Genomic DNA, 18,136 nt, shown 5'->3' with positions numbered 1-18,136 from the left:
CGCGCGGCGGCATCGGTCTCAACCGACGCGCTGGAAGAGGGCGGCGATGTAGCCCACGAGGAGGCCGTGCCCCTCGAACTGGACGTCCACGACCTGCGCCCCGTCCCGGGCCGGCAGGATGTCGACGATGCGCCCGGTGGCGTGGCGCCAGATCCCGAGCGCATCGGCCACGTCGAGCCGGGCGAACACAACCTGATCTCCGAGAACCATCGCTATCTCCGGTCTATACGTCGTCGCTCGAAGGGGGGTGACTGGGGGCGTCGGTGGGCGCGGTCCGGGGCCCGCGGGCGGGCCGTCGCAAGGCGCGGACGGGAGCGTCGAACCTGAGGGAAGTGTGCCGATCCGGGCCGTTCCGGGTCAATGACAGCGGTTTCCAAAGATCGGCCGCTTACGGGCACAGCCTTCCTCTCGGACGGGTCCCGGGAGCAGGCTTGTCCTGCGCGGCCGATTCCGGCCGGCTCAGCGGGCCGCCACCGGGATATCGGGGCGTGCTTCTCCGGTGAAGCCGTACCGGTTCGGCATCGCCACTTTCGGGAGCGTGCCGGCGTCCAGCACGGCGTCCTCGGGCAGGAGGCCGTTGAGGTGGAGGACGTAGGCGCTCAGGGCATAGGTCTCGTCCGCGCTGAGAGATTGCGGCGCGTCGAAGGGCATGGCGCGGCGAACGTAGTCGAACAGGGTGGTGGCGTAGGGCCAGTAGCTGCCCACCGTCCGGACCGGTTTCGGAGTGGCAAGCGAGCCTTGGCCGCCGACGAGGGCGTCGGCGCTGCCGCCCTCGCCCTTCGCCCCGTGGCAGGCCGCGCAGCGCGCCCCGAACAGGACGGCGCCGTCGCGGACGCTGCCGTGGCCCGGGGGCAGGCCCCGACCGTCGGCGCGGACGTCGATGTCCCAGGCGGCCAGGACCTCCGGCGTGGCCGCGCGGCCGATCCCGAGGTGGGCCGACGGGCCGTGCAGGCCCGCGGCGGGTCCGCCGGGATCGGCCATGGCCGCACCGGTCAGGACGAGGCAGGCGAGGGATCCGAGGAGGCTAACCCGCATGGCTGACGCCTCCATCGGCGGCGACCCGCCAGCCGAACGTCGCGTTGTTGTGGTAGAAGGACTGTGTGCCCCGCACCGAGACCAGGGCGGCGCGGTCGGGCTGGACGTAGCCGGTCTCGTCGGTGGCGCGGCTGAGGAGCTGGGCCGGACCGCCCTCCCAGCGCCAGGGCAGGCGGAACCGGGTGAGGCAGCGCGGCAGGATCGGGCCCTCGAGGGTCGCCGCCTGCCAGCGGGCGCCCCCGTCCGTGGAGACCTCGACCCGAGCGATCCGGCCCCGCCCGGTCCAGGCGAGGCCCCGGATCTCGCGGAAGCCCGGTTCGCCCAGGCGCTCGCCCCCCGAGGGTGCGGTGATGACGGATTTGGCCTCCATCACGAAGGTGAACTGTCGCGCCGTGCCGTCCGGCATCAGGTCGGTGTACTTCGCGGTCTCTTCGCGGGTCTGGAACGGCTGGTCCCCGATCTTGAGGCGGCGCAGCCACTTGACGCTGAGGTTGCCCTCCACGCCGGGCACGAACAGCCGCAGAGGATAGCCCTGCTCCGGCCGCAGACGCTCGCCGTTCTGGGCATAGGCCAGGATCGCGCCGTCGCGGGCGAGGTCGAGGGGAAGGCTGCGGGTCATTCCGGAGGCGTCGGCGCCCTCGGCGAGGATCCAGGCGGCGCCCGGCCTCACGCCGACCTCGTCGAGGAGCGTGGTAAGCTCGACCCCGGTCCACTCGGAGCAGGAGAGCAGGCCGTGGCTCTCCTGCAGAGTCCAGGATGGCTTGGCGCCGAGCCAGGGCGTGTTGCCCGAGCATTCGAGGAAGTGGACGCGCGACACGGCGGGCATCCGCAGCAAGTCGTCCATGGTCAGGACGAGGGGGCGTTCCACCAGGCCGTGGATCGCCAGCCGGTGCCGCTCCGGGTCGATCGCCGGTACGCCGGCATGGTGGCGCTCGAAGTGGAGGCCATTCGGGGTGATGATGCCGTGCAGGTGCTGCAGCGGCGTACCGGTCGAGGCCGCTCCCGGAAAGGGCGGCGGCGTCCGCGGCCGGCGTCCCAGCCGTTCGAAGGGAGACGGCTGACCATAGGCCGGCGAGGCCACCGGCGCCCCGGGAGTGCGGCTCCACGGGGGAACCTCCAGGGGCTCGGCGGCGCCCGCCGCGCGGGCCGCCGCAGCGATCCCGATCCCACCGGCAGTGGCGCCGGCGAGGCGAAGGAAACCGCGTCGATGCGCGGGCCGGCGCAGGGCGTCAGGGGGCATGGGATGGAATCCGGACGAGGGTGGAGGGAGGTCCGAGGCGCGGAGGCCGCACGCGACCGAGCGCGAGCGGACAGGATCGACGGCGCCTCGAAGACCCATATCCAAACGTATTCAGAGGAGACGATCAACGGAACCGTCTTTCCTTTTTCAGTCCAGGACGAGGGAAACGGCCTCCAGATGGGCCAGGGCGGAGACTATCCTCGGTCGGGACGCCCGATCGCATGTCGGCTCGGCCGATGGCGGAGCGTCGGGGCAGCGTTCCCTCAGGCTGGGCGTGCGGCCGGCAAGACTGACCCACAGGATTGATCAGCAAGAGAAAGCGGCACTTTCCCGCGTCGGAGCAGAGCGTCCGGCGCTAAATGGCTCTCTGGGAGAAATACCCTCCGGAACCCGAGGCCTGGAGCATGAACGCTCTCCGGCAATTCCGCAATAAAGACTTCGCTTTTATTGACGTGCACCGGACGCGGGATAATATCTTCGGCGTCGATCCGGAGCGCAGTATTGATTTGGATTGCATAATTCTCTTCAGACGAGATGGCTTCTCCGAGTAGGGCTTCTGCTTCGAGCAGGATGGCTGCTCCGGGCAAGACATCGTCTCCAAAAAGGTCGCGGCGGGCAAGATGACAATCAGGCAATACACCATCCTCTCGCGACGGCTGGCGAGTGCCCTGCTCGGCGGGCTGGCGCTGTGCACGGCGCTCTCCGGCGTCGCAGCGGCGGCCGAGGGCCAGTTGCGGATCGCCAAGCAGTTCGGCGTCGTCTACCTGCTTCTCAACGTGGTCGAGGACCAGAAGCTCATCGAGAAGCACGGTAAGGCGGCCGGCCTCGACATCAAGGTCGACTACGTGCAGCTCTCGGGCGGGTCCGCGGTCAACGACGCGCTGCTGTCGGGCAACATCGAGGTCGCGGGGGCTGGCGTCGGGCCGCTCTTCACCCTCTGGGACCGCACCCGGGGCCGGCAGAACGTCAAGGGCGTCGCCTCCCTCGGCAACTTTCCCTACTACCTCGTCACCAACAATCCCGAGGTGAAGAGCATCGCCGACTTCGGCGAGAAGGACCGGATCGCGGTCCCGGCGGTGGGCGTCTCGGTGCAGTCGCGCATCCTGCAATGGGCCTCGGCCAAGCTCTGGGGCGACAAGGAATTCGCCAAGCTCGACCGGATCAGCGTCGCGGTCCCGCATCCGGAGGCGGCGGTCGCGATCATCAAGGGCGGCACAGAGATCTCCGGGCATTTCGGCAACCCGCCCTTCCAGGAGCAGGAGCTGGCCGAGAACCCGAAGGCCCGCATCGTCCTGAACTCCTACGACGTCCAGGGCGGCCCGGCCTCCTCGACGGTGCTCTACGGGACGGAGGCGTTCTACAAATCCAGCCCGAAGACCTACAAGGCCTTCCTGGACGCGCTCGACGAAGCGGCGAAGTTCATCACCGAGAACCCGGAAAAGGCGGCCGAGATCTACATCCGGACGACCAACAGCAAGCTCGACCCGGCGCTGCTGAAGACGATCATCACCAACCCGGCCGTGACCTTCAAGGTGACGCCGGAGAACACCCTGGGCCTCGGCCAGTTCATGCATCGGGTCGGGGCGATCAAGACCGCGCCCCAGGCGATCGGCGACTACTTCTTCGCCGATCCGCGCATCATCACCGGCAGCTGAGCGGCCACCCATGATCTCCGCCACCACCCTGTCCGACCTGTCGGTCCTCGAACTGGCGAAGTCGCCTCCGCGCGGCGGCGTCCGGCGCGCGGCGGCCCCTGCCCGACCGGCACCGGAGCCCGCGCCCGCACGGGACCCGTCGCCCCTGCTGCAGATCCGGGGCGTCACCCTGGAATACCGCACCCCCCAGCGGGTCGTTCGCGCCACGCACCGGATCGACCTCGACATTCATGCGGCCGACCGCTTCGTCCTGCTCGGGCCGTCGGGCTGCGGCAAGTCCACCCTGCTCAAGGCGGCGGCCGGCTTCATCACCCCGGTGGAGGGCTCGATCACCCTGGCGGGCGCGCCGGTGCGGGCGTCCGGGCCCGACCGTATCGTGGTGTTCCAGGAATTCGACCAGCTGCCGCCCTGGAAGACGGTGGCGCAGAACGTCGCCTTCCCGCTGCGGGCCGCCAAGGCGCTGGGCCGGCGCGAGGCGCAGGAGCGTGCGCGTCACTACATCGACAAGGTCGGGCTCACCCCCTTCGCCGACAGCTACCCGCATCAGCTCTCGGGCGGCATGAAGCAGCGGGTCGCCATCGCCCGCGCCCTGGCGATGCAGCCCCGGGTGCTGATGATGGACGAGCCCTTCGCGGCCCTCGACGCCCTGACCCGGCGCAGGATGCAGGAGGAACTGCTCGCCCTCTGGGACGAGGCTCGCTTCACCCTGCTGTTCGTCACGCATTCCATCGAGGAGGCCCTCGTGGTCGGCAACCGGGTGGCCCTGCTTTCGCCCCATCCCGGCCGGGTCCGGGCCGAGTTCAACAGCCACGCCTTCGATCTCGCCAGCATCGGCAGCGAGGCCTTCCAGGCGGCGGTGCAGCGCCTGCACGCGCGCCTGTTCGACACCGACGCCCCGGCGGAGGCGGTCCGATGACTGTCTTCGCGACACGCCCCGACCTCGTGTCCGGCGATCCGGTGCCGCCGATCCGCCCGGAATACGACCGGGTGCTCGCGCCCTTCGTGGAGGCTCCGGTGGAGCGCACGCTGCCGCTCGGCGCGCGGCTGTGGCAGCAGGACGGGCTGCGCAAGGGCCTGATCATCGCCGCCCTGGCTCTGCTCTGGGAGGGGTTGGCACGCTGGCAGGACAACGATCTGCTGCTGCCCGGATTCCTTGCCACAATGACCGCACTCGCGGATGGCCTCGCCAACGGCGAACTGCTGGACCGGGTGCGGATTTCGCTCACCGTGCTGGTGCAGGGCTACGTCGCCGGCATCGTGCTCGCCTTCGGGCTGACGACCCTCGCGGTCTCGACACAGTTCGGCCGCGACCTGCTCTCGACCCTGACGGCGATGTTCAACCCGCTGCCGGCCATCGCCCTGCTGCCCCTGGCCCTGCTGTGGTTCGGCCTGGGCTCCGGCAGCCTGATCTTCGTGCTGATCCATTCGGTTCTGTGGCCGATGGCGCTCAACACCTATGCGGGCTTCCAGGGCGTGCCCGAGACCCTGCGGATGGCGGGGCGCAACTACGGCCTGCGCGGGCCGTCCTACGTCCTGCAGATCTTGATTCCGGCCGCTCTGCCGGCGATCCTGTCGGGCCTCAAGATCGGCTGGGCCTTCGCCTGGCGCACCCTGATCGCGGCCGAGCTGGTATTCGGCGCGTCCTCGGGACGGGGCGGCCTCGGCTGGTACATCTTCCAGAACCGCAACGAGCTCTACACCGACCGGGTCTTCGCCGGCCTCGTCCTCGTCATCGTCATCGGCCTCGTGGTCGAGAATCTGGTGTTCGCGGCCTTCGAGCGGCTCACCGTGCGGCGCTGGGGCATGGCTCGGTAAGGCGTGACGCGCTAAGGGGCGACATACGGTGGCGGAGCAGGGTCGATTCCCATGAACACCTATGCATCCGGGTTCGCGGGCGGCGCGCTGATCGGCCTGTCGGTCGCGCTCCTGATGCTCCTCAACGGGCGCATCGCCGGAATCAGCGGCCTCGTGGCCGGTCTCGGCCGGGATCGCGGTCTCCGCTGGTGGGTTGATGCCGCCTTCGTCGCCGGGCTCATCGTCGGGCCGCCCGCCCTCGCCACCGGGGCCTGGCCGGCGATGCGCTTCGTCGCCTCCCTGCCGGTGCTCGTGGTCGCCGGCCTCCTGGTCGGGTTCGGCACCCGCCTCGGCTCGGGCTGCACCAGCGGCCACGGCGTCGCCGGCCTCGCCCGGCTCTCGCCGCGCTCGCTGGCCGCGGTCCTGACCTTCCTGGGAGCCGGCATGCTCACCGTGGCGCTGCTGCGGAGGCTGGCATGAGCGCGGCGCTCCGCCTGCTCGCGGCCCTCGCCGCCGGGCTGATCTTCGGGCTCGGCCTGTCGCTCTCGGGCATGCTCGACCCGGCCCGGGTCCAGGGCTTCCTCGACGTGACCGGCGCCTTCGACGGGCGGGCGGCCTGGGACCCGACCCTCGCCTTCGTCCTCGGGGGCGCGGTGAGCGTCGCCGGCCTCGGCTACGCCCTGGTCCGCCGCCTGCCGCGCCCGGCCTTCGCGAGAGCCTTCGACCTTCCGGCGAACCGCCGGATCGACGGACCGCTGATCGGGGGCGCGGCCCTGTTCGGCATCGGCTGGGGCCTGTCGGGCCTCTGCCCCGGGCCCGCCGTCGCGGCCCTGTCGACGGGGGCGCTACCGATGGCGGCCTTCGTCGCCGCCATGCTGGTGGGCATGGCCGTCCACCAGCGGTTCGTCGCCCGCGCCTGAGCTTCAGCGCACCCGGGACAGGACCTGCTCGGCGAAGCGCCGCATCTCGGCCTCGAACGGCTGGAATTGCAGCATGAACAGCTCGATGCCGGCGGCGTGGAAGGCGCGGATGCGGGCCGCGACGGTGTCGTAGCTGCCGACGAGGCCGGCGGCGGTCCCGCCGTTGGTCCCGACATGCCGCGAGGCCGCCGCATCGGTCTTGGCGAACATCACGCTCGCCGTGTCCGTGCGCGCCCGGGTGTCGGCCCGCAGCGCCGCGTCGCGGTCGGCCAGGGCCAGCAGGCGCGCGTGCTCGCTCTGCGCCGCCGCATCGGTCTCGCGGGCGATGACGAAGGCCGAGAGTCCGTAGCGCAGGGGCCCGTTGGCGGCGGGCCGGCGGGCGACGTCGGCGATCAGCGCCGCGACCTCCGCGAGGGGCTGGCCGTTGATGAACCAGACGTCGGCCCACTCCGCCGCGAGGGCGCGGGCCGGCTCGGATTCGCCGCCGAGATAGATCGCCGGGCGCGGCCGGAAGCTGCCGGCCGGGCGCAGCTGGTAATCCGCGACCTGGAAGTGCGGCCCCGCATGGGTGACGCGCTCGCCCCGCATCAGCCGGTCCACGAGGCCGATCCACTCGGCGCCGTAGGCGTAGCGCGCGTCATGGGCCGGGAAGGGCAGGCCGGCCCGCTCGAACTCGGCCCGGTTCCAGGCATTGACGAGGTTGAGGGCGAAGCGCCCCCGGGCGATGTGCTCGATCTGCAGGGCCATCTTGGCCAGCACCACGGGATGGTAGAGCCCGGGCTTGATCGCCGCGATGATCTCGATCCGCCGGGTCAGGGCGGCCAGCGCGGCCGAGGCCGTCCAGGCCTCGAGCTGGTCGCGCCGGTCGTCGTAGGGATTGGCGGTGTGCTGGGCGACCAGCACGGCGTCGAAGCCGAGGGCCTCGGCTTCCAGCACGAGGGCGCGGTTGCGGTCCCAGCTGGCGTCGTCCGGCTCGTCCGGATCGTGGTGCGCGGCGCGGGCGCCGTGGACGGCGGCCCAGATCCCGAAGCGGAGCGGATGGGTCATGCGCTCAGCCCCGCTCCGCCGGCGGCTGCCAGGTATTCACCGCGGTCGCGTCGAGGTCGCGGGGAATCAGCCTGGCCTCGCGGAAGGTGTCGGCGATGGCCTGCTGCTCGCCGAGCTCGGCCCGCACCACCGGCGTGACGTCGTAGGTCCGGCGCCGGTTCACGGTGGCGACCACCTCCGGGGAGAGGTCACCCCAGATCGGCGCGAGGAGCGCCACCGCCGCATCGGGCTCGGCCTTGGCCCAGCGGCCCGCCTCCCGGAGCGCCTGTAGACCACCTCGAGCACCCGCGGGTTCTCGGCCACGAACCGGTCGTTGGCGAGGTAGTAGCGGTGGTAGCTCGACAGGCCGGTGGCGTCGGCCAGCACCCGCACCGGCCGCTTGGCCTGGGCGATGGCGAGGAACGGGTCCCAGATCACCCAGGCGTCGAGGCTGCCCTGGCCGAAGGCCGCGAGGCCCTCCGGCGCCTGGAGATAGGCCGGCTTGATGTCGCCGAAGGCGAGGCCCGCGCGTCTGAGGGCGGCCGCCAGGATGAAGTGGCAGCCCGACCCGCGCGAGACGCCGACGGTGCGCCCCTTCAGGTCGGCGATGGAGCGGATCGGCGAGTCCTCGGGAACGATGATGGCCTCGGCCGCGGGGGAGCCGACCTCGCGGGCATAGAAGGTCAGCGGCGCGTTGGCCGCCTGGGTGAAGATCGGCACCGCGTCCGCGACGTCCGCGTGGAGATCGACGGCCCCGGCATTCATCGGCTCGATCACGCTGGTGAAGAGGTGCCAGGAGGGCGCGAAGCCCAGGGGCTTCAGGCGCGCGTCCAGGGTGCCCTTCGCCTTCAGGATGGTGAGCAGGGTCGAGGAGCGCTGGTAGCTCAGGCGCACGGTCCGCTCGGCCGCCCGGACCGCCGGCATCCCGAGGGGCGCCAGCGCGGCGGCCCCGAGGCCGGCGCGCAGGATCGTCCGGCGCGACGGGGTTGCCCCGCGCGGCGTATCGTCGGTCATCGATCGTCTCCGGAAGGCCAGTCTCGTCGAGGAAGGTCTCGCGGGGAAAAAGTCCCGCGCCGCGCCGCCGAAGGTCGCCGCGGGCCCGCTCGTGGATCGCCGACACCGTTGCGGTGCGATCCCGATCCCGTGCCGACGATTTACGGACGCCCGCCAAGATTTGGCAAGGAAAGGGTTTTCCGAATTTGCGCGCTTTCGGGGAGGAATGTTTTCGAAGGCGGACGGAGATCCAGGATGCCGCCGCGAAGTCCGTCGGCCCGCAGCCCGGCCTCACCGTGAAGGCCGGAATCGCGCCTCCGGCACGCGGATCGAGCACCGGCGGACGAACCTCCGCCCGCGCCCGTCACCGTCCCGGATCTGGGCCTTCCGCCTCCCCAGGGACGCCACCCTGCAGGCGCCTCGCCCTTGGCCCGGTCCGGAATCCCGCGCCGGTCACCCCGATCCGTTCGTAGAGCGGACGGTCAGGTCCCGACCCTTTGCGGACGCGGGGAACGTCCGCTCGCGGGTCGCTTTGTGAGCCAGAGACCGACGATCGGGATGGGTAAATCTGCGATGGTTCTCCTGTGATCACGAATTGAAAGGAGCAGACGGCCGAGAATTGCATCGAATTCGGACGATCCCCTTCGATTACCTACATCCATGTCGTCACAAAGCCTGCGTCGCGGCCCCCTTTGCGCGGCCGATGAATAGGATCCGGCCCGTCGGACGACCGATGGGCGAGCCCGCCTCGGGCTCCAGCGTGATTTCGAAAAGCTGGCCATCGCCAATGGCTTCGAGCCGTTCCGGCGGCAGCTGGATCGCTCCGCCAGGGGGCAGCACGCCGAGCGAGACCGGACCGCGGGCCTGGTCCCACAGGGTCCAGAGCTGCAGCGCCCGCCCATTTCCCGGCTGCACGTCGGCCAGCGGCAGGGACCGCACGGTGCCGTTCTGGGCGACCTGGATGAGCCATCCGGGGCCGCTCTCCTGACCGGTCGCGTCCCGGCTCTGAAGGATTGCGAAGTACCGCGTCGGGCTCTCGGCAGGGGCCGACACGCGGCTCGGCAGGATCGCGAGAAGGATTGCGGCAGCCGTGGCGAGGCCCGTGGTGGCCCGCCACAGGGCAGGGTTTTCCCATGCCGCGCGCCCCCTGGCACCTCGTACCCTGGCACCTCGCGCCCGGGGGGCTGGCTTGGTCGTCATGCTGCTCAGTACCTGCCGGCGCGTATCGAGGTCCTGGGCGATCCGCGCCCATTGTGCTGGGTCGACCTCAGCCTTCCCGAGAACGGCGGAGGCCGGGAGCAGCCGCTCTTCCCAGAAGGCGACGCGGCGGGCCAGATCCGCATCCGAACCCAGGGCCCGCTCGACCTCCTTCGTGGCTGCCAGGTCGAGCAGGCCCAGGACGTATTCGCCCGCCAGGACGTCGCGGTCTTCCGGATCGCTCGGGATCATGACAGGCAATCCTTCAGGGCGATGAGGCTGCGGCGGACCCATGCCTTTACGGTTCCGAGCGGAGTACCCAGCCGCGCGGCAATCTCGGACTGCGACAGTCCATCGACGTAGGCGAGTAGGATCACCCGGCGCCTGTCCGCGTCCAGTCGCGCAAGGCAGCCGTGCAGGCGAGCGCCGTCCTGCGATGCCGCCAGCGCAGCGAACGGATCGAGCCCGTCGTCGACGATCTCCGCGGCCATGGCGGCATCGAGGTCCGTCTCACGGCCGGCGGCCCGGATGTGCTTCAGCGCGCGATGTCGCACGATGCTGGTGATCCAGGCGCGCCCAGCACCGCGTCGGTTGTCGAAGGTCCCGGCGCGCTCCCAGATATCGAGAAAGGCATCATGCAGGACGTCGACGGCGACGTCACGCCGCCGCACGATCCTGAGCGCGACGGCAAGCAGAAACCCGGCTTCCCGGTCATAGAGGCGACGCAGCGACGCTGGGTCCCCGCGAGCGCAGCCCTCCAGCGCGGAGGCATGATCGAACGGCTCCATGATCATCCCGGCACTGGGCGGGACCGGCCACGTGGCCGGTCCCGCATCTGCGGAGCGAAACTACGTCTTGGGCAGGATGGCGATGTCGCGGACCTTGCCGGACACACCCGTGATCTTGGCGGACATCTCGCCCTTCCCGGTGGCGAGATCCACCTTGTAGAGCGTGTCGCCGGCCATGGCCCAGGCCTGGTTGCCGCCCTGTCCGTCGGAGAGGATGTCGAAGGCTACGGCCTCGCCCGACATGCCGAGCATGCCGACGGTATTCAGGATGCCGTCATTCGGCGGAGCCTGCTTCAACAGCGCGCCGGAGGCCTCGATGTCGAACAAGGCCGTCTCCTTGGTGCCTTTGAAGGCGTTGGTGTAGGCGCCGGCCATCACCTTCGGTGTCTTGCCCTTCATGGTGTCGGTCTCGGCGAACTTGAGCTGCCCGTCCTTGGTGACCTTACCGTCATCGACGTTGGCACGCAGGTTGGTGCCGTCCGAACCGATGATGCGCAGGCGATCGGCGACGGGATTGAAGTCGACGGTCGCCGCGGTGCCGGCGGCCAGCGTCGTGTCGAGCTTCGATTTTGCCGTGGCTTTGCCCGACATGGGATCGATGGTGACGATGCTGCCGTCCGAGATGACCGCGTAGAGCATGCCGTCGGCTGGCCGGACGTCGATGCCGAGGACGCTCCCGTTGATCCCGGTGATCGTCACCGTCTTTGTGACCTTCTTCGCGGTCGTGTCGACATGCGCCAGGGTGGCGTCGCCGACGAGTGCCGCGACGGTGTCGGCACGCGCAGCGGTTCCTAGGCCGGTGCTGGCCAGCAGGGTTACGGCGATGAGGCTCGGTCGCATGGCGTTCTCCATCTGCCGCAGAGGCGGCATCGAGAGCGCTAGCCTCGAGCGGGAGGATCGGATGCAGCCGCTCTCGGATATTTTCTCGCGCCGTCCCACCGTCCGCTTGCGAAGGCCACTCAGGTCGTCCGCTACGGCCGGGTTGGGTCGGGACCCGTCCGTCCGCTCTACGATCGGGTTGGGGGGCCTTGAGATAATCCGCTTCTGAGCGGCCGAGGCAGCAAAGCGGACGTCGCAGTCCTACGCGTTCGGAATTTCCAGCGGTCCTTCAGTCCGTACTTGGATAGGCGTCGGACAGACGTTCTAGGAAGGATAATACGAGATTGGTGGTAGCCACTGGCTGATCGAGGCTCGGGAGATGGGCGGCACCGACCAACTCTTGGGCTCGCCCGGTCGTAAGTGCCTCGTTCAGCAACCGGCAACGGTCCTGAATATGTGGGAAGTCAAGGTTACCCCAAACAACGAGCGTCGGAACGTCAATCTCATTTAGGCGGTCGAACACTGGCTCGGTATCGAGATTCGATTTTGTCGGAGGCAACCGTAGGACCGCGTCGTTCATGTCAAGGAACAGCCGCCGAGCCGAGCCTACCACACGTCCCTCCAGCGCTAGTGGACCATCCAACCAGAGCCGCGCCTTGATTGCGTTCACTCGGTCCAGATCGCCCGCGACTTCGGCAGCCTTCTGCTCCGCCAATATCTTGTGTATCTCTGCTGTGTAGACGGGCTCAGGTGCGCCATCGACGTTGGGAGCGAACAGGATTAGCCCAGCGACGCGTGAGGGATGCCGAAGTGTGGCGTCAATAGCGATCTTCCCGCCGAACGAGCAGCCAACCAAGACCGCGGGACGGCCATCCGCCACGCTTTCGATCACCGCCATCAAGTCTGCGACGGCCGAAAAATCCTCAGGTTCGGAGCGTGTCTCATGGTAGCCTCGGCGATCATAGGCAACCGCCATGTTGCTGGCCCCAACCGCATCCATCTGGTCCTGCCACATACGGCGGTCGCAGACGTGGGCGTGCAGGAAGACAACGGGGCGGCCGTAACCGACGACCTCGGTAGCCAACGAGGCTCTGCCGGAGATGATCTGCTTCTTGCTGTGCATTTTACGATCTCCGACAGCCATTGCAGCTACCATATCGATCCTAGTCCTACGCGGAGTGCGCCCTCCACCGCGAGCCGAAGTTCCCAGGTGAGCGATGAGTGTCCGGTTTCGGGATGCGCTGGCGACTGTCCGCACGGCCGAGTTGGGTCGCATCCTGCCGGGCCGCTTTATGACCGGGTAGAATGGATTTCTGCCTGACCGCTTACGGCCGGCAATGCACGGAAGCGGACCTTGTCTTCGTGCGCACTTTTGATCAGTTCGGGAGTAGTCCCGCCTCTTGATAGCTCCTGATCAACGAGTCGAACAGATTTAAGTCCGAGCGGCTTCGGGCGATGATCTGAGCCCCAGCTACAGCGGCATAGATGGCGCGGGCTCTCGATTCGCTGTCCTGCGGCTTGACTAGCCTTGCAGCAACGAGCTGCTCGCGTAGCCAGGACGTGTTGACGTCGGCGAAAGCCTGGACCTCCTTCAAAACCTGCTCAGGCAACTCATCATATTCTGTCGCCATGAAGCTGCTGAGACACATGCGATTGTTGCGTTCCAGAGAGAGGCGAAAAATGCTAGGGTATTTCCGTAGCGCTTCCATCGGGTTTTGCGCATCGGTTGAAATAGCTTCAAGATCGCGGGCAATGTCTTCCCAATAGCGGCGTGCGACCGCCTCACCGAGGATGGCCTTGTTGGCGAAGTAGTAGTTGATGCTTGCGGCTTTGATGCCGACGGCCTCCGCGAGGTCTCGAAAATTGATGCCTGCGTATCCATAGGCCATCGCTGCTTCCCTCGCGGCTACGAGGATCGCCTCTCGCACATCCCTCTTCGACGTCGCTGCCATTCTCAACCTCCATCTGTCATATGGCAGACAGGGCTTGACGGTACAAGACGTCGGTCCTAGTTTGCAGCCTGTCATCTGACAGACAGGCGATGATCTTAGGAAAGTGAGACGACGATGTCCGACAAGCTCAAGCTCTTCACCTCTCCCTCGGCCTTCCCTAATCCGCAGCGCCTGCGGATCTTCATGCACGAGAAGGGCATCGCCGGGCACTTCGACGAGACGATCTACGATATGTCACCGGTCGGCGAGCAGCGGGGCTGGAAGCACCTGAAGATGAACGCCTGGGGCGAGACACCGACCCTCGCGCTCGCTGACGGCTCTTACCTCAGCGAGACCTCCGCCATCGCCCGCTACCTCGACGACACGTTCGAGGGGCGCAAGATCATGGGCGAGACGGCACACGAACGCGGTCTCGATCAAATGTGGGACAACCGGGTTTGGGTCCACATCCTCTATCCCATCGTCACCGCATTCCACGTCCTGCACCAGGGTTTGGGCCCGAAGCTTGAACTGACCAGCAACCCGGCCTGGGGCGAGCATTCACGCAAGGTGGCCCTGGCGCACGCTGGCCTGGTCGACCGGCATCTCTCCGACGGACGCGAGTGGCTTCTGGGTGGCAATCAGCCGACGTTCTCGGACATCACGCTGGCGACGGCCATCGCGTTCTCAAAGTTTCCTGTCAACGCTACCCCCCTCGACGAGCGCTTCGAACATCTCGATGCCTTCTGGCGGCGCTGGCAAACCCGGCCGACCTTCCTGGCCGCCTATGCCGACAGGAGCAGCGGCGTACCGGAGATCGACAACCGCATCTGAGCGCCAAGCGGTCGGTCCCGGCCAGGGTCCGACCGCAATCCTGCCCGAGGAGCTCACCATGCCTGGACGGTCCGCCAGATAACGACTTCCAATTTCAACCCGATCAGAAGCTGTGGAGTTGCCGACCAATGGCAGCTTTCGAGAAGTGCCTACGGCTGTCCGCACGGTTGGCATGGGTCGGATGCGGAACGTCCGCTTCAGGACGCAGGGCCAGAATCCGCCCCCACCTTTCTCGGACATCGCCGCAGGCCGCCGTAAGCCTCGGCACGATGGCCGGTCTCACGGCACTCGGCGCCTGGAAATCCCGTGGCCGACGTTGTGGAGCGATTTCTCGATCTGCCACGCACCGAAACTCAGCGAATCGTTCGTCGCGGCGCCGTCGTGAGCGGCTCACGTCCGGCTCGCCTCACGCGCGCGGCGGCCTTCCGAGAGAAGACCGCGCGGACCTGAACGGCCCTGATACGATCGAGGCTCCGTCTCGCATCGGGGTATCGGCGGCCGAGCGATCGACCTTCTAAGCGAAACTGTCGCGCGCCTGCGCCATGCGCTCATCCATGCGCGTCCAGCCCGAGCTCTGCTTGGGCGCTTGCCGATCGGTAAAGATAGATGCTCGCAATGCGCTGGATGCGAACGACAATACGGTAGCGATACGCTCGGAAAACGTCTGGATGTAGGTCATGTTCAGCTGCCGCCGCCTGGGGAAATGCCTCCGCCACCGAACCGCGATGGCTCGTGAGATCTATGCTGAACTTTTTTATTAGTGTCTTCTCGTTTTGATTGCTTTGGTAAACGTCCGAAGCAGACCTCGGCAGTTGGTTCTGCGCGCGGACGGTCCATGCACCGATGAAGCCGAAGCCCTTGCGCAGCGGCCGGTACGGTGGGGTCCATGAGGCGGCTCACGCTCGCGAAGGAGTTCCCGCCGACGCCTCGTCCCCGCGCGGGAAGCGTTCCGCCTGCATCGGCGTTGGAGGTCGAGGGGGCGATCGTGGGCGGCCCAGGGCCGCCCGGCTTCGGCGTCGCTCACGCCCTCACCGAGCATCCGCCCCGGTGGCACGCCGTTCGATGTCACGCTGGAAGCGGGCTCCGGCCCACAGGAACCGCCTGGCCTCCGGTCAGCGCTGCCACAGGCACCACGATCGGCCCGAACACCGGCGCCGACGCTGGTATACCTTGTTCAGACGCAAGGCTTTAGGTGATCTCTTCCGCGGCCCGCACCAGAACAGACAAAGATCGGATGCGCTGCGCTCGGCCTTAATCCCGCGCAGCACGTGTCCTCCGACACGTCGAGACGGGAAAGCGCTCCCCATATGAGTTTCAGGCAGAGAGAAACGGATCAGAGACCTGGTTCGTACTGTGAAGGAGTTCGTAAGCTTTCATGAAGACCCGTATCGCCGCCCTCGCCACCGCCCTTGTCCTTGGCGTTGCTCCGATCTCGTCCGCAATGGCCTATGACAGCCCCTCCCGCTATACGGCGTTCGCGCCCTACGATGTCGAGACCACCGGCTCGGTCCACGATGTCCGCCGTCCCCCGGCCTATCTTGGCTGCCCGATGAGCTCGGCCGCCGAGGGCAACGCCAACCAGCAGAACTTCCCCACCCAGCAATACGGCCAGACCTCTGGCGGAAACCGCTGCTGATCGGAGGAGACAGGTCGATGCTGCTGAAAGGCTTCTCCGTGTTCCGTCCGGCATCCTGACGGATGAAGGCGTTCCGGATCCAGGGGCCGGGTCCAGGGGCGACACCCGGGCAGACTGCCGGTTTCTTCCGGCGCGTGGGAGACTAGGGGATGATGTTCCGCTGGAGGCAAAAAGCGGGACGCCGTCTTCGCCGCCGAGCGCGAGCCGCGTGCCGAGGGCGCCTTCGAAGGCCGTCCCTATGAATGGTGCTGATCGTCGAGGCTGCCTCACGGCCCCTGCGCGACCCACCGCGCGACCGCGACGGTGCGGAGCCGTTCCCGGAGCGGGGCCTGGAGGTCGATCACGGCCCCCCGACACGATGGGTCCTGGCCTCTGCGCCGGTGATCGGAAAGCGGCGGCGCCAGTTCCGCAAGCCGCAGTGCGGGCCGGTGCGCATCGACGAAACGTCCATCCGGGTCGACGCGGAACGGGCGTCAGCGGCCTGGCGCTGGCCATCGCGAAGCTCGAAACCAGAACCGCTTTTGCCGACCGGGCCTGGCTGGTCTCAGTCTGAAGTGGGAAGGGCGTCGTTCAAGCAGTGGCTGGGGGACCAGGATTCGAACCTGGACTAGAGGAGTCAGAGTCCACTGTTCTACCGTTAAACTATCCCCCAACATCCTCGCGTGGCACGAGGCAGGATCCGGTTTTTCATCGCAACCGATGGCGGTTGCGGCCCGGTCCGTTCCGGTGCAGGGGCGATAGCATGGCTTTCCGGACCGATGCAAGCCCGCTTCTGAACCTCCCGCCCAACCTCCCGCGCGCGAGGCGAACGGGCGTGTTTCAGGCGCTGCCCGGCGGCTCGGTGCGGGCCTCGATCATGCCGAGGGTCCGCAGGATCGCCAGGGCGACGATCTCGCAGTCGGTGTCGCCTTCCGGCGTGGCGGGGAGGATCGCCACGGTGCTCACCTCGTCGTCCGTCAGGAAGCCCACCACCACCTTGTAGACGTCGCCCTCCGGGGCGCCCTCGTCGTGCACGAGGCAGACGCGGCAGCCATTCGCCTCTCCGTAGACGCGCTGGGTGAGGACCTGGACGCGGCGGGGATCGGTCGGTTCCGTGCGGCGCGGGACGCCGAAGGTGGGGCGAATGATGTTGTCCATTTCCGCTCCTATACGCGACCGCCCTCGCTTCGGGGAGGCCCCTGCCCGCTTGGGTCCCGTGCGGGCCTCATCGCATCAGGCGTTCGCTCTGGTCTTCCTGTGCGAGTTTGAGGAGGTTCTGACCGTAGGCGGTCTTGGCGAAGAGGTTGCCGCGGGCGATGAGCTGGTCCTTGCCGATGAAGCCCTGCAGGTAGGCGATCTCCTCCAGGCAGGCCACCTGCAGGCCCTGGCGGTGCTGGAGCGTGCGCACGAACTCGGCCGCCTCCAAGAGGCTGTCATGCGTGCCCGTGTCGAGCCAGGCATAGCCGCGGCTCATGCGCTCCACGTGCAACTGCCCCCGCTCCAGATAGGCCTCGTTGACGCTGGTGATCTCGAGCTCGCCCCGGGCCGAGGGCCTCACGCCCGCGGCGATGTCGAGGACCTGGTTGTCGTAGAAGTACAGGCCCGTCACCGCCCAGGGGCTCTCGGGCGTCACCGGCTTCTCGACGAGGCGTAAGGGCCGCCCGTCCGGGCCGAGGGTGACCACGCCGTAGGCCGAGGGATCGTCGACGTGGTAGGCGAACACCGTGGCGCCGGTCTCGCGGGCGCGGGCCTGGGCCAGGAGCTCGCGCATCCCTGAGCCGAAGAACAGGTTGTCGCCCAGCACCAGGGCGACGCTGTCGCCGCCCACGAAGTCGCGCCCGATCAGGAAGGCCTGGGCCAGGCCCTCCGGCCGGGGCTGGACCGCGTAGCTGAAGGACAGCCCGAACTGCTCGCCGGTGCCGAACAGGCGCTTGTAGTTGTCGAGATGCTCGGGGCTGGAGATGATCAGGATCTCGCGGATGCCCGCCAGCATCAGCACCGAGACCGGATAGTAGATCATCGGCTTGTCGTAGACCGGCAGCAGCTGCTTGTTGATCGACAGCGTGGCCGGGTGCAGGCGCGTGCCCGTGCCGCCGGCCAGAACGATCCCCTTCATGCCCGTGTCTCCGTCGTTGTCCGTTCAGGCCCGACCAGCCGGTCGAGGATGTCGTCGAGGGCCTCCGCCCAGGGCCGCGGCCTCAGGCCGTAGGCAGCCGTCAGGCTCGCCGTCGAGAGCACCGAATGGGCCGGCCGCCGGGCCGGGGTCGGGAAGGCGCTGGTGGGAATGGC

At 68.2% G+C, this 18,136-nt stretch carries 20 protein-coding genes, 1 tRNA gene and 2 pseudogenes; 7 read left to right on the top strand and 16 right to left on the bottom strand.

Translation table 11 applies throughout. The features are described 5' to 3' along the window. Positions 1–18: 18 nt before the first annotated feature. From AC0IWM_RS21220 to soxC, 3 genes are all read right to left on the bottom strand, one after another. Entirely contained in the window at positions 19–210 is a 192-nt protein-coding gene (locus AC0IWM_RS21220; protein WP_471758271.1) for a hypothetical protein, read from the bottom strand. Positions 211–459: 249 nt separating this feature from the next. Continuing rightward, a complete protein-coding gene (locus tag AC0IWM_RS21215; protein WP_471758269.1) occupies positions 460–1,035 on the bottom strand; it encodes a c-type cytochrome in 576 nt (191 codons plus the stop codon). Further along, positions 1,025–2,275: a sulfite dehydrogenase gene (soxC, locus tag AC0IWM_RS21210; RefSeq protein WP_471758267.1), complete on the bottom strand. Its 1,251-nt coding sequence runs from the start codon at positions 2,273–2,275 to the stop codon at positions 1,025–1,027. Before soxC ends, AC0IWM_RS21215 begins: the two co-directional genes overlap by 11 nt. Before the next feature lie 620 nt (positions 2,276–2,895). On the opposite strand from soxC, the gene AC0IWM_RS21205 reads away from it, so the two are divergent. From AC0IWM_RS21205 to AC0IWM_RS21185, 5 genes are read left to right on the top strand one after another with little or no spacing between them, the layout of a single operon-like run. Beyond that, complete coding sequence (locus tag AC0IWM_RS21205; RefSeq protein ID WP_471758265.1) at positions 2,896–3,930, top strand: ABC transporter substrate-binding protein; 1,035 nt, start codon at positions 2,896–2,898, stop codon at positions 3,928–3,930. 10 nt (positions 3,931–3,940) lie between these two features. Next, positions 3,941–4,846, top strand: a complete 906-nt coding sequence (locus tag AC0IWM_RS21200; RefSeq protein ID WP_471758263.1) for an ABC transporter ATP-binding protein — start codon at positions 3,941–3,943, stop codon at positions 4,844–4,846. Next, positions 4,843–5,745, top strand: coding sequence for an ABC transporter permease (locus tag AC0IWM_RS21195; protein WP_471758261.1), 903 nt, complete (start codon positions 4,843–4,845; stop codon positions 5,743–5,745). The genes AC0IWM_RS21200 and AC0IWM_RS21195 overlap by 4 nt, the downstream gene beginning before the upstream one ends. 51 nt (positions 5,746–5,796) lie before the next feature. Then, complete coding sequence (locus AC0IWM_RS21190) at positions 5,797–6,204, top strand: YeeE/YedE family protein (protein WP_471758259.1); 408 nt, start codon at positions 5,797–5,799, stop codon at positions 6,202–6,204. Continuing rightward, positions 6,201–6,644: a DUF6691 family protein gene (locus tag AC0IWM_RS21185; protein ID WP_471758257.1), complete on the top strand. Its 444-nt coding sequence runs from the start codon at positions 6,201–6,203 to the stop codon at positions 6,642–6,644. The genes AC0IWM_RS21190 and AC0IWM_RS21185 overlap by 4 nt, the downstream gene beginning before the upstream one ends. Positions 6,645–6,647: 3 nt before the next feature. Here the strand turns inward: AC0IWM_RS21185 and AC0IWM_RS21180 are convergent, their stop codons facing one another. The 7 genes and pseudogenes from AC0IWM_RS21180 to AC0IWM_RS21150 form a co-directional block, all read right to left on the bottom strand. Next, a complete protein-coding gene (locus tag AC0IWM_RS21180; protein ID WP_471758255.1) occupies positions 6,648–7,691 on the bottom strand; it encodes an LLM class flavin-dependent oxidoreductase in 1,044 nt (347 codons plus the stop codon). Between the two features lie 4 nt (positions 7,692–7,695). Then, a pseudogene (locus AC0IWM_RS21175) lies at positions 7,696–8,594 on the bottom strand (ABC transporter substrate-binding protein). A gap of 735 nt (positions 8,595–9,329) precedes the next feature. Continuing rightward, the gene (locus AC0IWM_RS21170) at positions 9,330–10,112 is read right to left on the bottom strand and encodes an anti-sigma factor (protein ID WP_471758253.1); all 783 of its coding nucleotides are present in this window, start codon (positions 10,110–10,112) and stop codon (positions 9,330–9,332) included. Then, on the bottom strand, positions 10,109–10,648 hold the full coding sequence (locus tag AC0IWM_RS21165) for a sigma-70 family RNA polymerase sigma factor (RefSeq protein WP_471758251.1): 540 nt from the start codon (positions 10,646–10,648) through the stop codon (positions 10,109–10,111). The genes AC0IWM_RS21170 and AC0IWM_RS21165 overlap by 4 nt, the downstream gene beginning before the upstream one ends. 60 nt (positions 10,649–10,708) lie before the next feature. Next, a complete protein-coding gene (locus AC0IWM_RS21160) occupies positions 10,709–11,488 on the bottom strand; it encodes a DUF4394 domain-containing protein (protein WP_471758249.1) in 780 nt (259 codons plus the stop codon). Positions 11,489–11,756: 268 nt separating this feature from the next. Continuing rightward, positions 11,757–12,590 carry an alpha/beta fold hydrolase gene (locus tag AC0IWM_RS21155; RefSeq protein WP_471758247.1) on the bottom strand — a complete coding sequence of 278 codons (834 nt, stop codon included), beginning with the start codon at positions 12,588–12,590 and terminating at the stop codon, positions 11,757–11,759. 253 nt (positions 12,591–12,843) lie between these two features. Then, positions 12,844–13,419, bottom strand: coding sequence for a TetR/AcrR family transcriptional regulator (locus AC0IWM_RS21150; RefSeq protein WP_471758245.1), 576 nt, complete (start codon positions 13,417–13,419; stop codon positions 12,844–12,846). A gap of 114 nt (positions 13,420–13,533) precedes the next feature. On the opposite strand from AC0IWM_RS21150, the gene AC0IWM_RS21145 reads away from it, so the two are divergent. Continuing rightward, positions 13,534–14,232, top strand: coding sequence for a glutathione S-transferase family protein (locus tag AC0IWM_RS21145; RefSeq protein WP_471758243.1), 699 nt, complete (start codon positions 13,534–13,536; stop codon positions 14,230–14,232). Between the two features lie 514 nt (positions 14,233–14,746). Here AC0IWM_RS21145 and AC0IWM_RS21140 read toward each other — a convergent pair. Both AC0IWM_RS21140 and AC0IWM_RS21135 read right to left on the bottom strand, forming a co-directional pair. Beyond that, positions 14,747–14,911, bottom strand: coding sequence for a hypothetical protein (locus tag AC0IWM_RS21140; RefSeq protein ID WP_471758241.1), 165 nt, complete (start codon positions 14,909–14,911; stop codon positions 14,747–14,749). Between the two features lie 92 nt (positions 14,912–15,003). Next, positions 15,004–15,098, bottom strand: a pseudogene (locus AC0IWM_RS21135) (IS6 family transposase); the annotation flags it as partial. Positions 15,099–15,607: 509 nt separating this feature from the next. On the opposite strand from AC0IWM_RS21135, the gene AC0IWM_RS21130 reads away from it, so the two are divergent. Next, positions 15,608–15,868: a hypothetical protein gene (locus AC0IWM_RS21130; protein ID WP_471758239.1), complete on the top strand. Its 261-nt coding sequence runs from the start codon at positions 15,608–15,610 to the stop codon at positions 15,866–15,868. 578 nt (positions 15,869–16,446) lie between these two features. Here AC0IWM_RS21130 and AC0IWM_RS21125 read toward each other — a convergent pair. The 4 genes from AC0IWM_RS21125 to AC0IWM_RS21110 all read right to left on the bottom strand — a co-directional run. Further along, positions 16,447–16,520 (bottom strand) — tRNA-Gln (locus AC0IWM_RS21125). Between the two features lie 167 nt (positions 16,521–16,687). Then, positions 16,688–17,005 carry a hypothetical protein gene (locus tag AC0IWM_RS21120; protein ID WP_471758237.1) on the bottom strand — a complete coding sequence of 106 codons (318 nt, stop codon included), beginning with the start codon at positions 17,003–17,005 and terminating at the stop codon, positions 16,688–16,690. A 67-nt stretch (positions 17,006–17,072) separates the two neighbouring features. Then, positions 17,073–17,963 carry a glucose-1-phosphate thymidylyltransferase RfbA gene (rfbA, locus tag AC0IWM_RS21115; protein ID WP_471758235.1) on the bottom strand — a complete coding sequence of 297 codons (891 nt, stop codon included), beginning with the start codon at positions 17,961–17,963 and terminating at the stop codon, positions 17,073–17,075. Continuing rightward, positions 17,960–18,136, bottom strand: a 177-nt coding sequence (locus AC0IWM_RS21110; protein WP_471758339.1) for a sugar nucleotide-binding protein, incomplete at its 5' end; no start/stop codon positions are given. The genes AC0IWM_RS21110 and rfbA, both read right to left, overlap by 4 nt.

It is taken from the genome of Methylobacterium sp. AC433 (assembly GCF_979253015.1).
Note: the sequence above shows the minus strand (reverse complement) of the source record. Positions and strands in the feature narration are given on the sequence as shown.

Coding starts and splice junctions, on each gene's coding strand:
- AC0IWM_RS21220 (WP_471758271.1), bottom strand. CDS start 210: ATGGTTCTCGGAGATCAGGTTGTGTTCGCCCGGCTCGACGTGGCCGAT.
- AC0IWM_RS21215 (WP_471758269.1), bottom strand. CDS start 1,035: ATGCGGGTTAGCCTCCTCGGATCCCTCGCCTGCCTCGTCCTGACCGGT.
- soxC (WP_471758267.1), bottom strand. CDS start 2,275: ATGCCCCCTGACGCCCTGCGCCGGCCCGCGCATCGACGCGGTTTCCTT.
- AC0IWM_RS21205 (WP_471758265.1), top strand. CDS start 2,896: ATGACAATCAGGCAATACACCATCCTCTCGCGACGGCTGGCGAGTGCC.
- AC0IWM_RS21200 (WP_471758263.1), top strand. CDS start 3,941: ATGATCTCCGCCACCACCCTGTCCGACCTGTCGGTCCTCGAACTGGCG.
- AC0IWM_RS21195 (WP_471758261.1), top strand. CDS start 4,843: ATGACTGTCTTCGCGACACGCCCCGACCTCGTGTCCGGCGATCCGGTG.
- AC0IWM_RS21190 (WP_471758259.1), top strand. CDS start 5,797: ATGAACACCTATGCATCCGGGTTCGCGGGCGGCGCGCTGATCGGCCTG.
- AC0IWM_RS21185 (WP_471758257.1), top strand. CDS start 6,201: ATGAGCGCGGCGCTCCGCCTGCTCGCGGCCCTCGCCGCCGGGCTGATC.
- AC0IWM_RS21180 (WP_471758255.1), bottom strand. CDS start 7,691: ATGACCCATCCGCTCCGCTTCGGGATCTGGGCCGCCGTCCACGGCGCC.
- AC0IWM_RS21170 (WP_471758253.1), bottom strand. CDS start 10,112: ATGATCCCGAGCGATCCGGAAGACCGCGACGTCCTGGCGGGCGAATAC.
- AC0IWM_RS21165 (WP_471758251.1), bottom strand. CDS start 10,648: ATGGAGCCGTTCGATCATGCCTCCGCGCTGGAGGGCTGCGCTCGCGGG.
- AC0IWM_RS21160 (WP_471758249.1), bottom strand. CDS start 11,488: ATGCGACCGAGCCTCATCGCCGTAACCCTGCTGGCCAGCACCGGCCTA.
- AC0IWM_RS21155 (WP_471758247.1), bottom strand. CDS start 12,590: ATGCACAGCAAGAAGCAGATCATCTCCGGCAGAGCCTCGTTGGCTACC.
- AC0IWM_RS21150 (WP_471758245.1), bottom strand. CDS start 13,419: ATGGCAGCGACGTCGAAGAGGGATGTGCGAGAGGCGATCCTCGTAGCC.
- AC0IWM_RS21145 (WP_471758243.1), top strand. CDS start 13,534: ATGTCCGACAAGCTCAAGCTCTTCACCTCTCCCTCGGCCTTCCCTAAT.
- AC0IWM_RS21140 (WP_471758241.1), bottom strand. CDS start 14,911: ATGACCTACATCCAGACGTTTTCCGAGCGTATCGCTACCGTATTGTCG.
- AC0IWM_RS21130 (WP_471758239.1), top strand. CDS start 15,608: ATGAAGACCCGTATCGCCGCCCTCGCCACCGCCCTTGTCCTTGGCGTT.
- AC0IWM_RS21120 (WP_471758237.1), bottom strand. CDS start 17,005: ATGGACAACATCATTCGCCCCACCTTCGGCGTCCCGCGCCGCACGGAA.
- rfbA (WP_471758235.1), bottom strand. CDS start 17,963: ATGAAGGGGATCGTTCTGGCCGGCGGCACGGGCACGCGCCTGCACCCG.